Genomic DNA, 13,555 nt, shown 5'->3' on the forward strand with positions numbered 1-13,555 from the left:
TTGTGCTTGATTTTTTCTGTGTCGCTATTTCTTGTCGGGTGCATTTCTGGTAGAAAATTCTCAATTCCATAAGGTCATTTAGATTTGGCGTCGTTTTTCAATATTCCGACATTGATGCTTTGCCTTTTGGCGGGGTGGACAATCGTTGGATTGCTTACTTTTGTAAATTGGCGACGCGAGCGTGAGCGGTCCGAACTCGGCTTTTGGAGCATGGGATTCGGTGTTGGTGCGACGGGCGTGTTGCTGCTCGGTCTTCGTGGTCTGCTGGCGGATCTATGGACCATTGGGGCCGGTAACGCCCTTGTTTTCATCGGCGTTGGCTATCTTTGGCAGGGCTTTCGAGCCTTCGACGGCAGGACCGTCCACCATTTTCCTGTTTTGGGATTGGCGACGATCTGGATGGTTGCCTATTTGGCCATTCCCGGTTTTGCGCAGGACGTGAACGCGCGTATCATTCTAAGCTCTCTGATCTTGGCTTTTGAGCTATCAATGATGGCTCTGACGATCTGGCGCGGCAACGAGACTGAGCCTTTGCCAACACGTCCAGTCCTGACGGTGATGTTGCTGATCTATTGTGCGATGACACTTGGTCGTATTCCGCCGTCTATTTTTTTTCCCGCGCATGAAGTCAATGGCGTCACGGTGTCGCTATGGTTTGGCCCTTTGACGTTCATGTTGCACATCATTTCATTGCTGTGCGGATTTGGCATATTTTCGCTTAGCCGTGAACGGCTTTTGCTGGAATACAAGCGCGCCTCCGAAACCGATATGCTCACCGGGATTCTCAATCGCCGTGCCTTTATGGAGAGGTTGAATGGCGCATTTGGGCAAGGAGGCCTCCTGGTCCTCGCCGATATCGATTATTTCAAGCGGATCAACGATACCTTTGGTCATGGTGGCGGGGATGCAGCCCTTGTTGGCTTTGTGCGGACAGTTGAGACGCAACTTTCGGACGGCATCATTTTCGGTCGGTTCGGCGGTGAGGAATTTGCGCTTTTTGTTCCGGGAAACGGCAACCAGACCGGCTTTGATTTTTGCGAAAATCTGCGCAAAACCGTCGAGCTTTCGCACTATAAGTGGCGCGACAAGACAATACAGACAACAGTCAGTATTGGCGCTCATTGTGTGCCGCCCGACAGCAACAATTTGGAAAATGCATTGGTTGCGGTGGACAGCGCCCTTTATGCTGCGAAGCATAGCGGCCGCAATCGCGTTGTACTTTTCGATGAGCGGTTGGGTGCAGGTGGTGCAGAGGCAGGCGAGCCTGCCGAGACCATGGCTTTTGGCGCAATATTGAGCCCGCAGGCGTGATCTGGTCTGGCGAATGTAATATCCGCTGGGAAGTGTGATTGACAGCGCCGCGCCCCATCTATGGCACGGCGCTTTAGCGCTTTATATGTTCTGCATGATTTTCGCTTTATGAAGCAATCATGCGGTCGGCTTCTCGATTGCGGTATTATCAATCGCTGTTGCGCGACGGAATGCATCTCGATCGGTCATCCGTGCGACATAGTCTTTGAATGCGGGGCGCTTCTCAACGCCGCACATATTCATCTCGAAAGACAGATGGGATGCGAGGTAAAGATCGGCTGCGGTAAATGTGCTGCCGGCAATGTAGGGGCCAGCCTTGATGGCAGCCTCAATGGCATCGTGCATGACAGCCATATTGCCATAACCCATCATCGCGCGCTTGTCGTCGGGCACAGAGAATCCGCAGACGTTGTTGACGACAGCGGCCTCCATTGGTCCCGATACAAAAAAGAGCCAGCGATAATAGGCACCACGATCGTTAAGCGGCGGCGCAAGGCCTGCATCTGGAAACGCATCGGCCAGATAGGCCAAAATTGCGGGCGTTTCCGTGACGACGGTGCTGCCGTGGCGAATAGCGGGAATTTTTCCAACAGGATTGATCGACAGAAACTCTGGCGACTTCATTTGCGGGCCATAGGCGACCCATTCGGTTTTGTAGGGCTGGCCAATTTCTTCCAGCATCCAACGGACCATACGCCCGCGCGACCTTGGATGGGTGTAAAGCGTGACTTCCGCGCTCATGATGATCTCCTGGAGGGCTGTAGCTCTTTATTTTTGTTGCATAATTTTATCTCTAAACCGATCCCGGTTTAAAGAATGATGCAATAGAAAAAAGCCCGGCGCTGAGGCCGGGCTTAATCTCTTGAAAATTATCGGCTTAAGCAGCCATGGCCTTCTTCAGGTTTTCATCAACCTTGTCGAGGAAGGCTGTTGTCGACAGCCATGGCTGATCAGGGCCGATCAGCAGCGCCAGATCCTTGGTCATGAAGCCGGCTTCAACCGTGTCCACGCAAACCTTTTCAAGGGTGAGGGCAAACTTGGCCAGTTCGGCATTGTCGTCCAGCTTGGCGCGGTGAGCAAGGCCACGAGTCCAGGCGAAGATCGATGCGATCGAGTTGGTCGAGGTTTCCTGACCCTTCTGGTGCTGGCGATAGTGACGGGTCACAGTGCCATGCGCAGCTTCGGCTTCAACCGTGCGGCCATCGGGCGACAGCAGAACAGAAGTCATCAGGCCGAGCGAGCCGAAGCCTTGAGCAACGGTGTCAGACTGCACGTCGCCGTCGTAGTTTTTGCAAGCCCAGACGTAGCCACCAGACCACTTCAGAGCAGAAGCCACCATGTCGTCGATCAGGCGGTGTTCATAAATGATGCCGATTTCTTCGAACTTGGCCTTGAATTCAGCCTGATAGACTTCTTCGAACAGATCCTTGAAACGGCCGTCGTAAGCCTTGAGGATGGTATTCTTGGTGGACAGGTAAACCGGCCATTTGCGCATCAAGCCGTAGTTCATCGAAGCGCGGGCGAAATCGCGGATCGAATCATCAAGGTTGTACATAGCCATGGCAACGCCTGCGGAAGGGGCGTCAAACACGTCCTTCTCAATCACCTGACCGTCTTCACCCACGAACTTGATGGTCAGCTTGCCCTTGCCGGGGAATTTGAAATCGGTTGCCTTGTACTGGTCGCCGAAAGCGTGACGGCCAACAACGATGGGCTGGGTCCAGCCTGGAACGAGGCGAGGAACGTTTTTGCAGATGATAGGCTCGCGGAAAATAACGCCGCCGAGGATGTTGCGGATTGTGCCGTTCGGGCTCTTCCACATTTCCTTCAGGTTGAATTCCTTCACGCGGGCTTCGTCTGGCGTGATGGTTGCGCATTTGATGCCAACGCCATGCTTTTTGATGGCGTGCGCAGAATCAATCGTCACCTGGTCGTTGGTGGCGTCGCGGTTTTCAACCGAGAGGTCGTAATATTCGATTTCCAGATCAAGGTAGGGCAGGATCAGCTTTTCCTTGATGAACTGCCAGATGATGCGGGTCATCTCATCGCCGTCGAGATCGACGACAGGGTTTGCAACCTTGATCTTTTGCATGTGTTTTCCTCATCATTAGCGCGGCCTTGAAATGCGCCGCATCGGAGTTTGAATAATCCGGGTTTGCCTATAGCATTCTCAAAGCTCAAGGCAAACAGGAAGCGGTGTCCGCGTCTGGAATTTCCCGCAAGTCGTTTCAAATTATGTAGCGTACCCGCAAATTCGACGGGTTTTGTCGAAGGCCGGGCAGCCTCCGCTCTTGCCTTTTGCGCCATTTATGCCCATTCAGGCGACAAAAAACCGAAACTCGGTGACATTCAGGACGAAAACCATGGCAGGCACCAACTCAGAACGCGAACTCATTGCCGAAGGTCCGGCGATCATTCTGGTCGAGCCGCAATTGGGTGAAAATATCGGCATGGTGGCCCGCGCCATGGCCAATTTCGGCCTTGGAGAACTGCGTCTGGTCAATCCGCGTGATGGCTGGCCATCGGATAAGGCCCGCTCGGCGGCATCCAAAGCCGACCATGTGATTGATGGTGCGGTGGTGTTTGATACGCTGGAAGAAGCCATTGCGGACCTGAACTTTCTCTACGCCACCACCGCCCGCCAACGGGATAATTTCAAGCCTGTGGCCTCTCCCGTCACGGCAGCCTCCACCTTGCGTACGCGTTTTAATGCTGGTCAAAAAACCGGCATTCTGTTTGGCCGCGAAAAATCCGGCCTGACCAATGAAGATGTGGCGCTGGCCGACGAAATTGTCACCTTTCCAGTCAATCCCGCTTTTGCTTCGCTCAACATTGCCCAGGCCGTGCTGCTGATGTCCTATGAATGGATGAAGTCGGGCATGGATGATGTGACCGCCACGCCGTTTCAGGAAATTGATCAATTGCCCGCCACCAAGGATGAGGTGATCGGCCTGTTTGAGCATATGGAAGATGCGCTGGATTCACGCGGATATTTCCGCCCTGTCCATAAAAAGGCACGAATGGTCGACAATCTTCGCGCCGTCTTGTCAAAGCGCGGGTTTTCGTCGCAAGAAATTAAGGTGATGCGCGGCGTGATATCGTCGCTCGATCGGTTTTCGCGCAAAAACCCTCGCGGGGCAGGCGCGCCTTTGGATGAAGCGGGTGAGGGAAGTGATGTTGATGACGGCGTTGAAAGCTGATCCGAAACCTGTTTTGTTTTTTGATTCCGGTATTGGCGGCTTGACTGTGCTGCGCGAAGCGCGGGTTTTGATGCCCGAGCGCAGTTTTATCTATGTGGCAGATGATGCCGCTTTCCCCTACGGCAATTGGGAGGAGGAGCCGCTCAAGCGCCGAATCGTCGATTTGTTCGTCACACTTTTGGCGAAATATGATCCGGAAGCGGTGATTATCGCCTGTAGCACCGCTTTCACACTGGCGGGGGCCGATCTGCGGGCCACCTTTCCTGACATGCGGTTTATTGGCACTGTTCCGGCCATCAAACCTGCTGCAGAGCGCACGCGCTCCGGCCATATTTCTGTCCTGGCCACGCCCGGCACGGTGAAGCGTGCCTATACCCGCGATCTTATTCAATCCTTTGCCGGTCAATGCCATGTGAATCTGGTCGGCTCGCAAAATCTGGCACGGCTGGCGGAAGACTATATTCGCGGTGACGTGAAGCCAGACGCCGAGTTTTTACACGAGATTGCGCCGTGCTTTGTGTCGGAGGATGGCGCGCAAACCGATATCATTGTGCTGGCCTGTACGCATTATCCCTTCTTAGCCAATGTGTTTCGCCGCCTTGCACCTTGGCCTGTGGATTGGCTTGATCCCGCAGAAGCAATCGCAAGGCAGGCCAGACGGCTGGTGCCGTTGATTGATGGACGCTCAACGCAGCCGGATTTTGCTGTTTTCACCTCTGGCGATCCGGGCTTTGCCACCCGCCGCCTGATGCAGGGCTTCGGCTTGTCCATGGATCAATCGGTATCGTCCCCTCACAACCAAGGGGACTTTTTCCTTTAAATGTACATAGGGCAGGAGATCTGTTCAAATCTCCCAAGCATGTCGCGTTCAACCGGGATCAGTTGATCGATAACCTACATGGGCGACAAAAGGATAAAGCGCGGCTCGGCTCAACCCAACAAAATGTGCCACGCTTTATGTGAAAATACACATCTGCATTTGGATTGCGCTCAGGATTTGTGCTAAAGCTTGGCCCCCGCCGCCTTTTGCGTGGCTCCTATGAGATTTTAAACAGCTTGATCGCCGAAATTGTTATTGTCGCCTTGCTCACCTTGTTGAACGGGTTGTTGTCAATGTCTGAGCTCGCGGTTGTTTCCGCCCGCTCTGCCCGCCTTAAAGTTCTGGCGGAGGCCGGGCATAAAGGGGCCGCTACGGCAATCAGACTCGGTGAAAACCCAGGTCGTTTTATTTCCACCGTGCAAATTGGCATCACCCTTGTGGGCGTTCTTTCCGGTGCTTTTTCCGGTGCCACCCTCGGCTCGCGTTTGACCCAGTGGTTAAGCGCGCAAGGAATGACTGAGCCGCTTGCCAGTGCTTTGGGCGTTGGCTCGGTGGTTGTTCTCATCACCTATCTTTCACTGATTGTCGGCGAGCTTGTGCCCAAGCAGATTGCCCTGCGCAATCCCGAGCTTGTGGCTGCGCGCATGGCTGGCACCATGGTTGTGCTGTCCCGGATTTGTGCGCCGCTGGTTTGGTTGCTGGATGGCTCGGGCCGTGCCGTTCTGGCACTGCTTGGCCAAAAGGGCAGCGGCAATGGCACGGTGACGGATGAGGAAATCAAAACCGTGCTGGCTGAAGCGCAAAGCGCTGGCGTGATTGAATCGGAAGAATCGCAAATGATCTCGGGTGTCATGCGCCTTGCCGACCGCACAGCACGCGGCCTGATGACGCCGCGCCGCGACGTTGATGCCATTGGCGTTGATGATACCGTGGACGAAATTCGCGAAAAGCTCAACGAGAGCCAGCACTCACGCATGCCGGTGCGCAATGGCAATTCCGATGAAATTATCGGCGTTATGCCGGTCAAGAGTTTCTATGATGCGCTGGCGCGTGGTGCTGATATTGATATTCGCGCCTTGACCCATGAAGTGCCGATTGTGTCTGACCTTGCCGGAGCGATTGATATTATTCAGTCCATCCGTAAAACCAGCCAGCATATGGTGCTTGTTTATGATGAGTACGGCCATTTCGAGGGTATTGTCACCTCTGGCGATATCCTTGAAGCCATTACCGGGGCCTATCAAGAGGATGGCGAAGAAGAGCCAGCGCTGTTGATGCGCGAGGACGGGTCGTATCTTGTCGCGGGCTGGACGCCGATTGATGAATTCGTTGAGCATATCCGCGTTCCGGTGGATGATGACCCTGATTTTACAACGGTTGCAGGCTATGTGCTGGATGAACTGAAGCGCATTCCATCGCTTGGCGAAAGCTTTGTCAAAAACGGCTGGAAATTCGAAGTGGTCGATCTGGACGGTCGCCGCATCGATAAAATTCTTGTTTCGCCGGTGCCGCTGTCCGATCCTGATTGATCGCTTAAGATTGCCTGTGGGTTTTGCCAACAAGACCCACGCAATCCCTTTGTTTTCTGCTAATGGATCAGGCTTGATCGGGCATGCGCCCGCTTTCCATCTATAATGAGGGTTATGACGTTGCAGGTCGGAATCGATATGGGAACAGTGTCGGGTGGCCAACCCGCCAAGCTCGATATCGAGGAACTGCTGGCAACGCGCTTGCTGGTGCAGGGCAATTCCGGTTCAGGCAAATCCCATCTTCTGCGGCGCTTGCTGGAGCAATCAGCCCAGTGGGTGCAGCAGATCATCATTGATCCTGAAGGCGATTTTGTTACTCTTTCTGATAAATACGGCCATTTGGTTGTCGATGGCGAGCGCAGCGATGCGGAGTTGATCGGCATTGCCAACCGCATTCGCCAGCATCGCGTGTCCTGCGTTTTGACGCTGGAAGGGCTTGATGTTGAGCAGCAGATGCGCGCTGCTGGCATTTTCCTCAACGGCTTGTTCGATGCCGATCGTGAGTTCTGGTATCCGGTGCTGGTGGTGGTGGATGAGGCGCAGATGTTTGCGCCCTCCGTGGGTGGCGATGTGTCGGAAGATGCCCGCAAACTGTCGCTCGGAGCCATGACCAATCTGATGTGCCGTGGCCGTAAGCGCGGCTTGGCAGGGGTGATTGCCACCCAGCGCCTGGCAAAGCTTGCCAAAAACGTGGCGGCTGAAGCCTCTAACTTCCTGATGGGCCGCACGTTCCTTGATATTGATATGGCCCGTGCTGCCGATCTTTTGGGCATGGATCGCCGTCAGGCTGAAATGTTTCGCGATTTGAAGCGCGGCAATTTTGTCGCCCTCGGCCCTGCATTGTCGCGCCGTCCGCTGCCGATTGTGATTGGTGATGTGGAAACCTCGGCGCGCTCTTCCAGCCCCAAGCTGATGCCGCTGCCTAATGCGCCGCAGGACGTGGAAGACCTGATTTTCACGCCCGATCCTGAAGAGTTTACCAGGCCATTGACCCGTCGCGTGACACCGGCACCGCGCCCGACCACGGATATTCTGGCCGAACTATCGCGCGCAACGCCGGTGATGAGCGAAGAGGTTATGCCGTCTCGCCCATCCGCGCCCGAAATTACCCCGGAGGCCCGCGAGGAAAAAATGGCGGCGGTGCTGAGTGAGATACTCGATGATCCGCAGGCCGCCTATCGCACCGATGCGGTGCTCTATCAGGAATTTCTGGTGCGCTCACGCATGCGGCGAGTGGGCGGCCCGCCGATGCCGATGGGCGAATTCCGCCGCCGTGTGGCAGTGACCCGCGCAGGCGTGGATGATGAAACCGCAGCGTCTGAAGGTTGGCAAACGGCACTGTCCCTGTCCATGCGCGTCTCCGATGATTTGCAGGGCGTGTTTTTGCTGATGGCCAAGGCAGCGCTTCGCAACGAGCCATGTCCATCGGATTTGCGCATCGCCCGCGCCTATGGCACCCATTCGGCCCGTCGCGCCCGCCGTCTGCTGGGCTATTTCGAAGAGCAGGGTTTGGTGGTCGTCCATACCGATTTCTCCGGCAAGCGCATTGTCGCTTTCCCGGATCTGGAAGCCGAGACGCAGCCAGGAGATGCAAACGGCAGCGATGATGACCTTACAGATGGTCGCAGTGCTGCGGAATAAAAGCTATGGTCACATCTCTGGTGTTGAAGAGTGTGACGGATGATGATGTTCAGGCGGCGTTTGTTTATGACACTTTTGGCCGTTAGTCCTTTTGCACAGGCTTTTGCCAATCCGTTGTCGACCGATGCTGTGCCGCTATGGCCAGCGGAGCCACCGGGCGGTGGCGGGCCACAAACGGATCAGCAAAGTGATCCTCATGGTCCTATCTCGCATGTTGCCATACCGACCTTGCACATGGTTCGGCCCGTAAAGCCAAACGGCACGGCCGTGCTGATTGCTCCGGGTGGTGGCTATCGGTTCATTGCAGCAAAGCACGAAGGCGAGGCGGCGGCCAAATGGCTCGCTGAGCGCGGCATAACTGCCTTTGTTCTCACCTATCGCTTGCCGGGTGAAGGCTGGACAGCAGGCCCGCTTGCTCCCTTGCAGGACGCGCAGCGCGCTTTGCGCTTGATCCGCTCCCAAGCTGCAAGCCTTGGTCTCAATGAGACGAAAATCGGCTGCATGGGTTTTTCAGCCGGCGGGCATTTGATGGGCATGCTCTCAACCCGGTTTGATGACACAACCTACCAGCCCGTGGATGCAACAGACCGCCTATCGGCGCGGCCGGATTTCTCGGCGTTGGTCTATCCGGTCATCACCCTCAAACCACCCTATGATCACACATGGACCCGCATGAAAATGGTGGGCAGCAAGCCAACACCGGATGCGGTGGCGGAATGGTCGGTAGAAATGCAGGTGAGGGCCAACGATCCCCCATTTTTGCTTGTGCATGCCAAGGATGATCCCGTGGCGAAATTTGCGAATTCCCTGTTGATGCAAGCGGCTTGCGAAAAGGCAGGTGTGCCGGTTGAGCTGATCACGCTGGAAACTGGAGGTCATGGCTTTGGCATGGGGCAGACACAAAAAGACCCGGTGGTCTGGACCTCGGGTCTTGAAGATTGGCTGCATCGGCGTCAGTTGCTGTGACGGTTATTGCCGCGTTGCCATGATGGCGTGCCACTCTGTCGGCAATTGGTCATAGCCAGAACCAAGCCACGTTTCATGCGTTAAACTTGCCCATTGTCCACTGCTGGACCAGAGCTGTTTGAGTTCGCTTTCGCTCAAGTAATTATAATAACGACCCAGCCCATCCAGTCCTTCGCGCTGGCCGCCTTTGAAGCTCGCCCACACACATCCACCAATCTTCAAAGCGCGATGAATCCGACTGATAATGTCGGGCAGGTCAACACGCGAGGCATGCAGAAGAGAAGCGCTGGCATAAATGCCGTCATAGGCTTGGTCTGCGTCCAATTCAGTGAACAGCATTTGGCGCACAGGTTGCCCAATCCATTTCTCGGCCTCATCGGCGAGTTCTCTGGAGCCGTCTGTGGCATCGACACAAAAACCTGCCTCCAGCATCGCTTTTGCATCGACACCACTGCCGGTGCCCAACTCTAGAATGGTTCCCCCTGCAGGCAAGTGCTGGAGAAAGCTGTCCAAACGTGGATTAACGGTACCGTGTGAAACGTATTTTACGGCATTCTCGGCATAGAAATCCAATGTCTTATTGTTCATTCTGCCTTACCTTGAATCCTTACTTGGCCAGATTTCGAGATTGGTATTGCTTTGAGTGCGAGCTTAATGTGCCCGCTCTTCCCAAACCTTGATCAGCTCAACAATCGTCTTCACCGAGGTTTCCATATCCTGCACGCTGATCCACTCCAGTGGCGAGTGATAGGCATGGCCGCCGGTGTAGATATTGGGGCAGGGCAGGCCCATGAAAGATAGGCGCGAGCCATCTGTGCCACCGCGAATACTGTGCAGCTTGGGTGTCAGGCCCACGCGGCGGACGGCTTCTTCGAGATTGCTCATCACTGCCGGGTGTTGATCCAGCACCACTTTCATGTTGCGGTACTGTTGCTTGACCTGAAATTTATAGGTCGAACCGGGGTAATCGCGCATGACATCGCGGGTAATCTCTTCCAGCAAGGCTTCTTTCTGCGCCAAGCCGTCATCGACAAAATCGCGGATGATGAATTTCAGATGGGCTTCATCCATCGAGCCGCTGATGTCTGTGGGGTGAATAAAACCCTGGCGGCCCTCGGTGGTTTCGGGCGTTTGATCTTTCGGCAGGCGGGCAATGATGGCGCTGGCGATCTTGATGGCATTTTCCATCCGACCCAAGGCGGTGCCGGGATGTATGGCAACGCCGGTGATGGTGATATCCACGCCATCAGCCGAGAAGGTTTCGTTTTCGATCTCGCCCACCGTGCTGCCATCCATGGTGTAGCCAAATTCGGCCCCGAGCTTTTTCAGGTCCACTTTATCGGCACCACGGCCAATTTCTTCATCGGTGGTGAAGAGGATTTTGATGGCACCGTGCTTGATCTGCGGGTTGTCGATGATGAACTTTGCCGCCGTCATGATTTCGGCAACGCCGGCCTTGTCATCAGCCCCCAACAGCGTTGTGCCATCGGTGGTGACAATATCATGGCCGATCTGGTTGTTCAGTTCGGGATTGTTGCTCACACGAATAATCTGGTTTTCATCGCCGGGCAAAACAATATCGCCACCCTGATAGTTCTTTACCACCTGCGGCTTGACGTTGGTGCCGGTGAAATCCGGTGCCGTGTCCACGTGCGAGCAAAAGCAAATAGCGGGAACAGGCTTATCCACATTGGCCGGAATAGTAGCATAGACATTGCCGTGCTCATCCATATGGGCATCAGACAGGCCCATGTCCAGCAACTCCCTGGCCAGAAGGCGGCTGAGGTCTTTTTGCTTTTCGGTGGATGGCTGGCTGTTGCTTTCGGGATTGGACTGAGTGTCGATTACGACATAACGCAGCAGGCGGGAGAGAACAGTATCGGTCATAGGTGCATTCCAATTGTCATCGGTCTCACCGCTATAAACCTGTTTTGCGCCGCGGTGAATGCTCACCGCGACGCAAGGTGTTATCAATTACTCGGCATCCACCTTTTTCACCTGATTGCGGGTGGCCCAGAGCGAGCCGAAAATACCCGTGGCCAAAATGCCAAGCGTGATGGTCAGCGACAGCAGTGGCGGGATTTTCGCAATGTCCAGCATGTCAGCCACAAAGATCTTGGAGCCGATGAACACCAGCACCACAGCCAGCGCATATTTCAGATAGACAAAGCGCTCAATCATCGCCGAGAGAGCAAAATACAGCGCACGAAGACCAAGGATCGCGAAGATATTCGAGGTGTAGACGATGTACGGGTCTGTGGTGATAGCAAAAATCGCCGGGATCGAATCCACCGCAAACACCAGATCGACAAATTCCACCATGATCAACGCCAGCAAAAGCGGGGTGATATAGGTTTTCAGCTTGCCGGTTTTCTCATCAAGCTTGCGCACCACAAAATGGTCGCCCTCAAGCTTATCGGTGACGGGGAAATACCGCCGCACGATTTTGAGAATGGGGTTGGAGGCCACATCATACTGGGAATCGGAGGAGAATAGCATTTTGACGCCGGTAAACACCAAAAAAGCGGCGAAGAAATACAGAACCCAATGGTAGCTTTCGACAATGGCAGCACCCATGGCAATCATGATGCCGCGCAGGATGATGACGCCGAGGATGCCAAACAGCAAAACGCGGTGTTGGTAGGCTCGGGGAATGGCGAAATATCCAAAAATCATGGCTATGACAAAAATATTGTCCATCGCCAGACTTTTCTCAATCACAAAGCCGGTGAGATATTCCACACCCGCTTGCGGGCCGGATTGCCACCAGATCCAGCCGCCAAACAGCACGCCAAGGGTGATATAGAAAGCGGAAAAAGCAAAGCTTTCCGCCATGCCGATCTCTTTGCTGTTTTTATGCAGCACACCAAGATCGAGAACGAGAAGAAAAAGAACGATTGCGATAAAGAAAAGCCACATCCATGTGGGCTTGCCCATGAAATCGACCCAAAGAAAATCCATACTAGGATCCCTTACCGGAAGGGTTTTTGATCGCAGTTCCGACATCACGGGTATCCGGCACTCGCGTCAGAGGGGCCCGGAACTGCCAATAAACACGTAAATGTGAAGGGCGTTGGTAAAGTTCAAGTGCCACCGTTTAATTTCCTCCTTAAATCGGTGGCGATTTAAGCGGTAAATTATGCCGCAGATTTACGCCTCTACAGTCTCTTTTGTGCGATTGGGAAAACGCGCGAGGCAGTAGTGCTTGACATTTATTCGCATCCTGCTTAGAGACCGCCCCAACGCCTGAGTGGAAACGCTCAGGTGTTTTCACGACATGTCCCGTGGCTGCTCCGCTAGCTTAGCGTGAGCCGCCTGTCAGGAACGCTGAAAAGCAATCCAAAGGAGGGCGTGTTTCCAAAAAAATGGGCTGAGCAATTAGCCGATAAAAACAAAGGAAATACGGATGAGCAAGCGCGCATCTTCCAAGTATAAAATTGACCGCCGTATGGGCGAAAATATCTGGGGTCGTCCTAAGTCTCCAGTAAACCGTCGCGAATACGGTCCTGGCCAGCACGGTCAGCGTCGTAAGGGCAAGCTGTCTGACTTCGGTGTTCAGCTGCGCGCCAAGCAGAAGCTCAAGGGCTACTACGGCGATCTGCGCGAAAAGCAATTCCGCGCAACTTACGACGAAGCAAACCGTCGCAAGGGCGATACATCTGAAAACCTGATTGGTCTGCTGGAATCGCGTCTGGACGCCATCGTCTACCGCGCAAAGTTCGTACCAACTGTTTTCGCTTCGCGTCAGTTCATCAACCACGGCCACGTGACTGTGAACGGCGTTAAGGTCAACATCGGTTCTTACCGTTGTAAGGCTGGCGACGTGATCGAAGTGCGTCAGAAGTCCAAGCAGCTGGCAATCGTTCTGGAATCGGTTCAGCTTGCTGAGCGCGACGTTCCTGACTACATCGAAGTTGATCACAACAAGATGGTTGCGACCTTTGTTCGCGTACCAACTCTGTCTGACGTTCCATATGCAGTTATCATGGAACCACAGCTGGTCGTCGAATTCTATTCGCGTTAATCGCGACCTGGAATTTTGGAAAAGCCGCCCCTCTGGGCGGCTTTTTCTGTTTGCAGTGCAGCAA

At 54.4% G+C, this 13,555-nt stretch carries 12 protein-coding genes; 7 read left to right on the top strand and 5 right to left on the bottom strand.

Annotated elements, in window-relative coordinates; translation table 11 throughout:
- The first annotated feature begins 150 nt into the window (after window positions 1–150).
- Complete coding sequence (locus tag BJF95_RS17265; RefSeq protein ID WP_175577284.1) at window positions 151–1,311, top strand: GGDEF domain-containing protein; 1,161 nt, start codon at window positions 151–153, stop codon at window positions 1,309–1,311.
- Between the two features lie 117 nt (window positions 1,312–1,428).
- On the opposite strand, the gene BJF95_RS17270 is transcribed toward BJF95_RS17265, so the two are convergent.
- Window positions 1,429–2,052 carry a glutathione S-transferase family protein gene (locus BJF95_RS17270; protein WP_075640678.1) on the bottom strand — a complete coding sequence of 208 codons (624 nt, stop codon included), beginning with the start codon at window positions 2,050–2,052 and terminating at the stop codon, window positions 1,429–1,431.
- Window positions 2,053–2,188: 136 nt separating this feature from the next.
- Window positions 2,189–3,403 carry an NADP-dependent isocitrate dehydrogenase gene (locus BJF95_RS17275; protein ID WP_075640679.1) on the bottom strand — a complete coding sequence of 405 codons (1,215 nt, stop codon included), beginning with the start codon at window positions 3,401–3,403 and terminating at the stop codon, window positions 2,189–2,191.
- Between the two features lie 271 nt (window positions 3,404–3,674).
- On the opposite strand from BJF95_RS17275, the gene BJF95_RS17280 reads away from it, so the two are divergent.
- The 5 genes from BJF95_RS17280 (at window position 3,675) to BJF95_RS17300 (ending at window position 9,467) form a co-directional block, all read left to right on the top strand.
- Window positions 3,675–4,511, top strand: a complete 837-nt coding sequence (locus tag BJF95_RS17280; RefSeq protein WP_075640680.1) for an RNA methyltransferase — start codon at window positions 3,675–3,677, stop codon at window positions 4,509–4,511.
- Window positions 4,492–5,331 carry a glutamate racemase gene (gene murI / locus BJF95_RS17285; protein ID WP_075641110.1) on the top strand — a complete coding sequence of 280 codons (840 nt, stop codon included), beginning with the start codon at window positions 4,492–4,494 and terminating at the stop codon, window positions 5,329–5,331. Before BJF95_RS17280 ends, murI begins: the two co-directional genes overlap by 20 nt.
- A gap of 236 nt (window positions 5,332–5,567) precedes the next feature.
- Complete coding sequence (locus tag BJF95_RS17290; RefSeq protein ID WP_075641111.1) at window positions 5,568–6,860, top strand: hemolysin family protein; 1,293 nt, start codon at window positions 5,568–5,570, stop codon at window positions 6,858–6,860.
- A 120-nt stretch (window positions 6,861–6,980) separates the two neighbouring features.
- Window positions 6,981–8,501, top strand: coding sequence for a helicase HerA domain-containing protein (locus BJF95_RS17295; protein ID WP_075641112.1), 1,521 nt, complete (start codon window positions 6,981–6,983; stop codon window positions 8,499–8,501).
- A 66-nt stretch (window positions 8,502–8,567) separates the two neighbouring features.
- Window positions 8,568–9,467 (top strand): alpha/beta hydrolase, encoded by a 900-nt coding sequence (locus BJF95_RS17300; RefSeq protein WP_245297358.1) that lies wholly within the window; start codon window positions 8,568–8,570, stop codon window positions 9,465–9,467.
- 3 nt (window positions 9,468–9,470) lie between these two features.
- Here BJF95_RS17300 and BJF95_RS17305 read toward each other — a convergent pair whose 3' ends face one another.
- From BJF95_RS17305 to BJF95_RS17315, 3 genes are all read right to left on the bottom strand, one after another.
- Entirely contained in the window at window positions 9,471–10,055 is a 585-nt protein-coding gene (locus BJF95_RS17305; protein ID WP_075640682.1) for a class I SAM-dependent methyltransferase, read from the bottom strand.
- 63 nt (window positions 10,056–10,118) lie between these two features.
- Window positions 10,119–11,354, bottom strand: a complete 1,236-nt coding sequence (gene pepT, locus BJF95_RS17310) for a peptidase T (protein ID WP_075641113.1) — start codon at window positions 11,352–11,354, stop codon at window positions 10,119–10,121.
- A gap of 87 nt (window positions 11,355–11,441) precedes the next feature.
- Window positions 11,442–12,428, bottom strand: a complete 987-nt coding sequence (locus tag BJF95_RS17315; RefSeq protein WP_075640683.1) for a TerC family protein — start codon at window positions 12,426–12,428, stop codon at window positions 11,442–11,444.
- Window positions 12,429–12,873: 445 nt separating this feature from the next.
- Here BJF95_RS17315 and rpsD point away from each other — a divergent pair, with 445 nt between their 5' ends.
- Window positions 12,874–13,491: a 30S ribosomal protein S4 gene (gene rpsD, locus BJF95_RS17320; RefSeq protein ID WP_075640684.1), complete on the top strand. Its 618-nt coding sequence runs from the start codon at window positions 12,874–12,876 to the stop codon at window positions 13,489–13,491.
- The last annotated feature ends 64 nt before the right edge of the window (window positions 13,492–13,555 follow it).

The organism is Rhizobium oryziradicis (assembly GCF_001939045.1).
Classification (GTDB): Bacteria; Pseudomonadota; Alphaproteobacteria; order Rhizobiales; family Rhizobiaceae; genus Allorhizobium; species Allorhizobium oryziradicis.

Bases quoted from the DNA above. Each gene is read 5' to 3' on its own strand.
- rpsD (WP_075640684.1), top strand. From the start codon at position 12,874: ATGAGCAAGCGCGCATCTTCCAAGTATAAAATTGACCGCCGTATGGGC.
- murI (WP_075641110.1), top strand. From the start codon at position 4,492: ATGACGGCGTTGAAAGCTGATCCGAAACCTGTTTTGTTTTTTGATTCC.
- BJF95_RS17305 (WP_075640682.1), bottom strand. From the start codon at position 10,055: ATGAACAATAAGACATTGGATTTCTATGCCGAGAATGCCGTAAAATAC.
- BJF95_RS17280 (WP_075640680.1), top strand. From the start codon at position 3,675: ATGGCAGGCACCAACTCAGAACGCGAACTCATTGCCGAAGGTCCGGCG.
- BJF95_RS17270 (WP_075640678.1), bottom strand. From the start codon at position 2,052: ATGAGCGCGGAAGTCACGCTTTACACCCATCCAAGGTCGCGCGGGCGT.
- pepT (WP_075641113.1), bottom strand. From the start codon at position 11,354: ATGACCGATACTGTTCTCTCCCGCCTGCTGCGTTATGTCGTAATCGAC.
- BJF95_RS17315 (WP_075640683.1), bottom strand. From the start codon at position 12,428: ATGGATTTTCTTTGGGTCGATTTCATGGGCAAGCCCACATGGATGTGG.
- BJF95_RS17300 (WP_245297358.1), top strand. From the start codon at position 8,568: ATGACACTTTTGGCCGTTAGTCCTTTTGCACAGGCTTTTGCCAATCCG.
- BJF95_RS17275 (WP_075640679.1), bottom strand. From the start codon at position 3,403: ATGCAAAAGATCAAGGTTGCAAACCCTGTCGTCGATCTCGACGGCGAT.